Consider the following 7,605-nt stretch of genomic DNA (forward strand, 5'->3'; position numbering starts at 1 on the left):
CGTAATCGCGCAGCAGCTCCGTATCGTCGTCAGGAATGCTGGCATCGGGCTTTACCTCGTACAGCGCCCCCTCTACCTGATCAATCAACCGCTGTTGGTCATTTTGCGCCATATTGCGAAGCATTGCAGTGACGATAATCTCCAAAGCTTTCTACCTGCGCACACAGTTCTTTCGACTCTTCTTCTTTTTGGGCAAGCTTAAATAACAACTCAGCAATGAGATTTTTCATGTCTGTATTTCCTTATCCAAAGTATGGAGAAGTTAACATTATGTTTCACAACTTCATAGTGTCTGGAAGTATTATTTTTATGACAAAGGAAATACTTTGCGCAAATATTTTTTGTTTGATTACCAGCGAAACGTTTCTCTTATTTAAATAATTACCCACGCAAAATATAGGCTTTTAATTATCAACCTTTATTATAAATAAAAGCTATGAAATATATTCTCTTCGTTAACTTATAATTAAGAGAAAAAAACTCACCGCATTGCCATTTAAGCCAGGAATAAATTAGCTTCCCGTTCATCATTTTTGTGATCTTGCGCACATCTTTGAGATAACGCACTTTCTTCACCAGTACGTTGCACGCTTTGTCAGCAGAAGATTGCAACAATCTTTCAGAAGGCCGCGAATCCCCCGTTTTGTCGTGGTAATGTATGCACTTTGTGTTAGACGGGATAGGTTTTTAAGATGGAAAAACTGCGGGTAGGAATCGTTTTTGGTGGTAAATCAGCGGAACATGAAGTGTCTCTGCAATCGGCAAAAAACATTGTCGATGCCATTGATAAAAGTCGCTTCGACGTTGTGCTGCTGGGCATTGATAAACAAGGGCAATGGCACGTCAGCGATGCCAGCAATTATCTGCTAAATGCAGACGATCCTGCCCATATTGCGTTGCGCCCTTCGGCGACCAGTCTTGCGCAGGTGCCAGGTAAACATGAGCATCAGCTTATCGACGCGCAAAACGGTCAGCCGTTGCCGACGGTGGATGTCATTTTCCCGATTGTCCACGGTACGCTGGGCGAAGATGGTTCCTTGCAGGGAATGCTGCGGGTCGCCAATTTACCGTTTGTAGGTTCTGATGTTCTGGCTTCAGCAGCCTGTATGGATAAAGATGTCACCAAACGTCTGCTACGCGATGCCGGGCTGAACATTGCGCCATTTATTACCCTGACGCGCGCTAATCGTCACAACATCAGTTTTGCCGAAGTGGAGTCTAAACTGGGGTTACCACTGTTTGTAAAACCGGCTAATCAGGGCTCTTCTGTTGGTGTCAGCAAAGTAACCAGTGAAGAACAGTACGCAATTGCCGTCGATCTGGCGTTCGAGTTCGATCATAAAGTGATCGTTGAGCAAGGGATCAAAGGTCGTGAGATCGAATGCGCAGTTCTGGGCAACGACAATCCGCAAGCCAGCACCTGTGGCGAGATCGTACTCACCAGCGATTTCTATGCCTACGACACCAAGTACATTGACGAAGATGGCGCGAAAGTGGTAGTTCCGGCAGCCATTGCACCAGAGATCAACGATAAGATCCGGGCGATTGCCGTTCAGGCTTATCAGACGTTGGGATGCGCAGGCATGGCGCGTGTAGACGTGTTTTTAACCCCAGAGAACGAAGTGGTGATCAACGAGATCAACACACTGCCTGGCTTCACCAACATCAGTATGTATCCGAAGCTGTGGCAAGCCAGCGGTCTGGGTTACACCGATCTGATCACACGTTTGATTGAGCTGGCGCTGGAGCGTCACGCTGCGGATAACGCATTGAAAACCACAATGTAATATTTTAACGCCCGATAATATTCTTATTGGGCGTTTTCAGTTTCTTCATCGCGACGACGAATAATCAACCCCGCCAGCCAGAAACTAATCACCCACGTCACCAGACCGACGGCATAGGTCTGCCAACCTTTTGCTTCAAATCCCAGTACCCCCACCACGCCATTAAGAATGAATATAAGGCCAATGGCGAACGCATAGTAGTGCCAGTCACGGCGGATTTTTACAGGCAGATTCATGGCAGCTCCGTTAACGAAAAACAACATCCTTGCATATTCTGTAACAACCGTCTGTGGTGTAGACAACATTTTCGTAATTGTTAATAAATTTAACTTAAGGTTGCCATTTTGTGACTCACAACGAAGATTCACGCTTCGGGAATATTCCCAACATCAATTTACCATGATTCTGATATTGACAATCTAAATGACCTGTCAGACTTGCCATAAGCCGCTGGTATCACACCAGAAGAGAAGCAGATGACTTCCGGAGGTTTTTATGGCTGATTTCACCCTGTCAAAATCGCTGTTTAGCGGAAAATATCGCAATGCCTCTTCAACGCCTGGCAACATTGCCTATGCGTTGTTTGTGCTGTTTTGCTTTTGGGCTGGGGCGCAATTGCTGAACCTGTTAGTGCATGCGCCCGGCGTCTATGAGCGTTTAATGCAGGTCCAGGAAACAGGTCGCCCACGGGTGGAAATTGGTTTAGGTGTCGGCACCATTTTCGGGCTGATCCCGTTTTTAGCAGGCTGCCTCATTTTTGCAGTGGTGGCGCTATGGCTGCACTGGCGACATCGCCGCCAGTAAAATTTACGTTGCCAGATGCGGCCTGAAACGCCTTATCTGGCCTGACATTCCTGTTTGATCACTGTTTCATACAACGCGCCCGCCGTTCGTCTACGCGCTTCGCAAACCAGGCCGTAGTCAGGTTGCGGGTGATTTTCGGGCTTTCCAGTTGAATGCCAGGCAACATTTCGCGGGGTAGTGATTTACCCGTTTTCGCTTCGGCAAGTTGATAAACTTTCTTGTACAGCGCCGTCTCCTCAAAAGAGAAGCTGTCACCTTTCTCTAACTGACGGCGAATTTTGCTGTCGCTCATCCCCAGTTTTCCCGCCAGTTTGCGCGTTGCCAGTTCGGTTTTCCCGGGTTCTTTACTGTCGTAACGAATTAAATCACCGTCCAGTGCCAGCTTCACGCCGCTGGCCTTACTGACTGCGTTCTGAAACGCGGCATTACGGCTGGCGTACCAGCCAGCGTTAAAATCAGCAAAGCGGTATATCGGTGCGCTATAGCTGGCGGGATAATTCAGTAAATGGTAAGTACCAAACCACAACCCGCCGCGGCGACTGAAGACTTCCTGACGAACTGTACCGTCCATTTTCCACGGATACCCTTTGGTATGCTGTTCGGCAAAAGCAATGCTGACCTGCATCGGCCCACCGGTGCGCACCGGATTAAGCGAACCAAACAGCGTCTGCCCCATTGGTACCATGCTGATCAGATCGTCAAAAATCGCGCTCAATTGCTTTTCTGTACGCACCGAATCTAACCGTTCGCTATAACTTTTGCCGTTTGGCGATTTGATTTTTAGCGCGGTATGAACCAGAAAAGCAGGAATGTGCATCCGTTCAGCACGACGGTCAATCTCTTGCCAGGCGATCTTGCTTAAGCCCGGAACGGCCGGATCTGCCTGATAATTTGACTCCTGCTGCGCCACCGCCAGCACCGAGCAGACGTTTTCCAGCGTCGGTGCCAGCCCCTGACTTTCAAAGGTGGTGGCGAGATCTTTCGCCCAGGCATCGCGGTCTTTCACGCTCGCAGGCATCTTCTGCCGCACGACGCTCGCTACATCTATCGCTTTTTCGCCCTTTTTCAACGGTTGCGGAGCCTGACTACTACACCCCGCTAAAACCAGAACCGCCAACAATGACAGCGAAGATAGATGATTGACGCGCGACATTACTTCTCCTTTTTAGCTCAAGGTATGGGTTACTTCCTGAATTTTGTCACCATCCAGCTCATGTTCAAAGCTGCGCAGACGTTTGTAGATAGACATCAACTCAACCAGTGTGGTCCATGAGTTAATCAGGTACTGGAAAGCACCGCGAACCTGACCAAAAACGTTGGTAATCTGCGTCATCAGGCCGAGCGTAATCGTACCGGCAACAATTGACGGAAACAGCAAGAACAAACCGAAAACGTTATCGACCTGCAAATAGAGAATGCGGGCGATGTTGAAATACATATAGTGAAAATAGAGGCGAAAATAGTTTTTCCGTACGGCGCTAAACAGCTCGCGTACCGTAGGCGGCGTCGCGCGCATGGCATCGTCTTCACCATAAACCAGCTCTTTACGGTAGGCGGCCTCTACTCGCTGGTTTTTAAACTCCAGCCCCGGCAGTTTGATCCCTACCACTGCCAGCAATCCGGTCCCCATCAGCGACCAGACGATAGCGGCAATCACCAGACCATACGGAATGTGCCCGATAATCGGCAGCTCCGGCACATGCGCGGAGAGCGTTACCAGCACCGGCAGGAAGGCGATCAACGTCATGATGGCGTTGATAAAACTGACGCCCATATTCTCCAGCGTTGAAGCAAAACGCATGGTGTCTTCCTGCACACGCTGTGCGGCACCTTCGATATGACGCAGTTGTTGCCAATTCGCCATGTAATATTCGTTCATCGCCGTACGCCAGCGGAACACGTAGTGACTGACAAAGAAGTTGTTCAGTACACTGATCACCACCGCGATCAGCGCAATCCCCAGAAAGACGCCCACTTCGCGGTAAAATTGTTCGATAGTGACTTTATGCGGCGAACTTAGCGCGGTTTGAATCAGATCATAGAACGGCGCATACCAGGCGTTGACGGCGACCCCGACTTCCACCAAAAACCAAGTGACGAAGATAATCAGCGCAGTACCGAGTATTGACCAGTATTGCCAACGGTGCGGGCTGTAGATAAACCAGAAAAATGCAAAAAGTCCTACGCAAACAATGTAGTAAGCGTAAAAAATCAGGAAATCCAACGACCAGAAACGCGCGGCGCTAATCGGGATCTGCCCGGAAGCGCCGGTGATACGCGCCACCCAGTCACCCCCACCGGCTTGCCAGAAGATAACGGCAATCAATGCCCAAACAAAGGCCGAGAGAAAAAACGTTCCCGGCTTTGGGAAAAAAGACTTAAACATATGCACTCCTGCTAACTTCTTATCGTTTTAACAACTGCTGTGTATTAACCGCATGACCGCTACAAAGCGTCAGCCAAATGAAACCGCCCATTGTGACCCATAGCAAGGCGCTTAGTTCGCCAGCCTGACCATAAGAATTGTTTCGACGGATTTCACAAACCAAAGATTGTTTACATAAGCGGATTAACACGCGCAGGATCACAAATGCAGGCATTGGTGAGCAGGAAAAAGATCGTGTTTACGCGCCGTTACGTTTTTAACACTATTATTGCACTAATTCGCCCTTTGCAATCCATCAATGAGTAGTATAAATACGCTCAGTTACCTTCATTCAATCTATGGACACCACCGTTGAAACGTAGTCTGCTTTTTTCTGCCGTGCTGTGTGCGGCGTCATTGACCTCCGTCCATACGGCGCAGCCGATCACTGAACCGGAGTTTGCCTCTGATATTGTCGATCGTTATGCCGATCATATTTTTTACGGCAGCGGTGCCACGGGGATGGCGCTGGTTGTTATCGACGGTAACCAGCGCGTCTTTCGTAGTTATGGCGAAACGCGACCTGGTAATAACGTTCGCCCGCAGCTGGATTCGGTCGTGCGTATTGCTTCCCTCACCAAACTAATGACCAGTGAAATGCTGGTGAAATTGCTCGACCAGGGGACCGTAAAGTTAAACGATCCGCTAAGTAAATATGCTCCGCCAGGCGCACGCGTGCCGACCTACAATGGGACGCCCATTACCCTAGTGAATCTGGCAACCCATACCAGCGCCCTGCCCCGTGAACAGCCCGGTGGCGCGGCACATCGTCCGGTGTTTGTCTGGCCAACGCGCGAGCAACGCTGGAAATACCTTTCTACGGCGAAGCTGAAAGCCGCGCCAGGCAGTCAGGCGGCGTACTCTAACCTTGCGTTCGACCTGCTGGCAGATGCACTGGCGAATGCGTCCGGCAAGCCTTATACCCAGTTGTTTGAAGAGCAGATTACCCATCCATTGGGGATGAAAGACACCACCTACACCCCCTCACCGGATCAGTGCCGCCGTTTAATGGTTGCTGAGCGCGGTGCCAGTCCGTGCAATAACACGCTGGCGGCAATTGGCAGCGGCGGCGTCTATTCCACGCCTGGCGATATGATGCGCTGGATGCAGCAGTATTTGTCATCTGATTTTTATCAGCGCAGTAACCAGGCAGATCGCATGCAGACGTTGATTTATCAGCGCGCGCAGTTTACGAAAGTGATTGGCATGGATGTCCCCGGCAAAGCGGATGCGCTTGGTTTAGGCTGGGTATATATGGCCCCGAAAGAGGGTCGTCCGAGGATTATTCAGAAGACAGGCGGTGGTGGCGGTTTCATTACCTATATGGCGATGATCCCGCAGAAGAATATTGGCGCGTTTGTGGTGGTCACTCGTTCGCCGTTGACGCGCTTTAAAAATATGAGCGATGGCATCAATGATCTGGTGACCGAGCTAAGCGGGAATAAACCGTTGGTTATCCCCGCATCCTGATTAATACTCTGAAGGCAAACGGTTGATAGCGACCAGTTTGCCTTTATTCATTTCGATATAGCCGCCTTTACGCAAAGCAGCGAGAACTTCTGCGACGACAGAACGCGATATGCGTGTACGTTGATGGATATAATTCATCACACCAATACGTGATCGCAATTCTTCATTCCAGTCAATCATTGATAATAATATTGCGCGGGTTTGTTTGGCTGGTAGATGATATCCCGTACAATTTCCTTCTGATATTAATTTGTATGGTATATCGTTTTTCATTAAACCATCAGCCAGCCCCATAATATAAGGAGCCTGGGTAATACCGATAAGTACGTTTTCTTCTCTACGCAGAGAGATAACTCCTTCTAAAATAACGAAAGTATCTTCGTTATTGACATCACTGGAAAATATAACTTGCTTTTCATTATTAAACTCGAAGCGCGTACCGTATCTGGACAAACATTTATCGAGCTTACCAAATTCCTGAAGAGGTTTAACTACAGATAACATTTGCGCGTCCTTTGCAGTAATGCCCGTCAAATCCTTGACGGGCATTATTTAGATTAAATTACCAGTATTTCTTCGGAGTGAAGAATATTACCAAGTATATTTAACACCCACGTTCGCGGACCAGTCTTGATCTACGTCACCACCACCGAGGTAGTTAGCATCGGTATAGGCGCTGAAGTTCTTGGTGAAGCTGAACTGAGTACCCAGACCAACACGTACCGCAGACCCTTCAGTACCGTTATCGATGGAATCACCGTTCACATCGTTATCGTTGTTAGAGTCGTCGTAGACGTAAGCCAGTTTGAAGTACGGAGTCAGAGCCTGATCTTCGCTGTAGGTGAAGGTATAACCTGCATCTACACCCAGTTCATAACGCATGCTGTCGTAAGACTGACCGTCAACTTTCATGTCGTTGCTCAGCTGGTAGTCATCACCAGACTGGAACAGACCAGAAATGCTGCCGTAAGGAGTCACGTAACCAGCATCACCCAGTTTGAAGTCGTAACCTGCTTTCAAACCGAAGCCCCAAGCGTCGGAGTTGGTGCTACCGTCAACGTAAGTACCGTTGCTCATGGTTGCAGACAGGTCGTTGTTGAAGTGAGAGTAGCTCAAGCT

At 49.0% G+C, this 7,605-nt stretch carries 9 protein-coding genes and 1 pseudogene; 3 read left to right on the forward strand and 7 right to left on the reverse strand.

Annotated elements, in window-relative coordinates; all coding sequences use genetic code 11:
* Both iraP and ACUU1M_RS17480 read right to left on the reverse strand, forming a co-directional pair.
* A pseudogene (gene iraP / locus ACUU1M_RS17475) lies at positions 1–230 on the reverse strand (anti-adapter protein IraP); the annotation flags it as partial.
* A gap of 181 nt (positions 231–411) precedes the next feature.
* Positions 412–615, reverse strand: a complete 204-nt coding sequence (locus ACUU1M_RS17480; RefSeq protein WP_023517632.1) for a hypothetical protein — start codon at positions 613–615, stop codon at positions 412–414.
* Positions 616–692: 77 nt separating this feature from the next.
* Between ACUU1M_RS17480 and ddlA the strand changes: the two genes are divergently transcribed.
* On the forward strand, positions 693–1,787 hold the full coding sequence (gene ddlA / locus ACUU1M_RS17485) for a D-alanine--D-alanine ligase (RefSeq protein WP_000413677.1): 1,095 nt from the start codon (positions 693–695) through the stop codon (positions 1,785–1,787).
* 23 nt (positions 1,788–1,810) lie between these two features.
* Here the strand turns inward: ddlA and ACUU1M_RS17490 are convergent, their stop codons facing one another.
* Positions 1,811–2,023 carry a DUF2754 domain-containing protein gene (locus ACUU1M_RS17490; RefSeq protein WP_001599861.1) on the reverse strand — a complete coding sequence of 71 codons (213 nt, stop codon included), beginning with the start codon at positions 2,021–2,023 and terminating at the stop codon, positions 1,811–1,813.
* A 259-nt stretch (positions 2,024–2,282) separates the two neighbouring features.
* On the opposite strand from ACUU1M_RS17490, the gene ACUU1M_RS17495 reads away from it, so the two are divergent.
* Entirely contained in the window at positions 2,283–2,591 is a 309-nt protein-coding gene (locus ACUU1M_RS17495; protein ID WP_000763148.1) for a YaiY family protein, read from the forward strand.
* A gap of 58 nt (positions 2,592–2,649) precedes the next feature.
* Here the strand turns inward: ACUU1M_RS17495 and yaiW are convergent, their stop codons facing one another.
* Both yaiW and sbmA read right to left on the reverse strand, forming a co-directional pair.
* Positions 2,650–3,744 carry a surface-exposed outer membrane lipoprotein YaiW gene (yaiW, locus tag ACUU1M_RS17500; RefSeq protein WP_000092044.1) on the reverse strand — a complete coding sequence of 365 codons (1,095 nt, stop codon included), beginning with the start codon at positions 3,742–3,744 and terminating at the stop codon, positions 2,650–2,652.
* A gap of 12 nt (positions 3,745–3,756) precedes the next feature.
* Entirely contained in the window at positions 3,757–4,977 is a 1,221-nt protein-coding gene (gene sbmA / locus ACUU1M_RS17505) for a peptide antibiotic transporter SbmA (protein WP_005072807.1), read from the reverse strand.
* A 351-nt stretch (positions 4,978–5,328) separates the two neighbouring features.
* Between sbmA and ampH the strand changes: the two genes are divergently transcribed.
* Positions 5,329–6,486 (forward strand): D-alanyl-D-alanine-carboxypeptidase/endopeptidase AmpH, encoded by a 1,158-nt coding sequence (gene ampH / locus ACUU1M_RS17510; protein WP_000830761.1) that lies wholly within the window; start codon positions 5,329–5,331, stop codon positions 6,484–6,486.
* On the opposite strand, the gene ACUU1M_RS17515 is transcribed toward ampH, so the two are convergent.
* Both ACUU1M_RS17515 and ACUU1M_RS17520 read right to left on the reverse strand, forming a co-directional pair.
* Positions 6,487–6,990 (reverse strand): helix-turn-helix domain-containing protein, encoded by a 504-nt coding sequence (locus tag ACUU1M_RS17515; protein ID WP_000953937.1) that lies wholly within the window; start codon positions 6,988–6,990, stop codon positions 6,487–6,489.
* Positions 6,991–7,077: 87 nt separating this feature from the next.
* Positions 7,078–7,605, reverse strand: a 528-nt coding sequence (locus ACUU1M_RS17520) for an autotransporter outer membrane beta-barrel domain-containing protein (RefSeq protein ID WP_449144708.1), incomplete at its 5' end; no start/stop codon positions are given.

Source organism: Shigella sp. SIG6 (assembly GCF_053555815.1).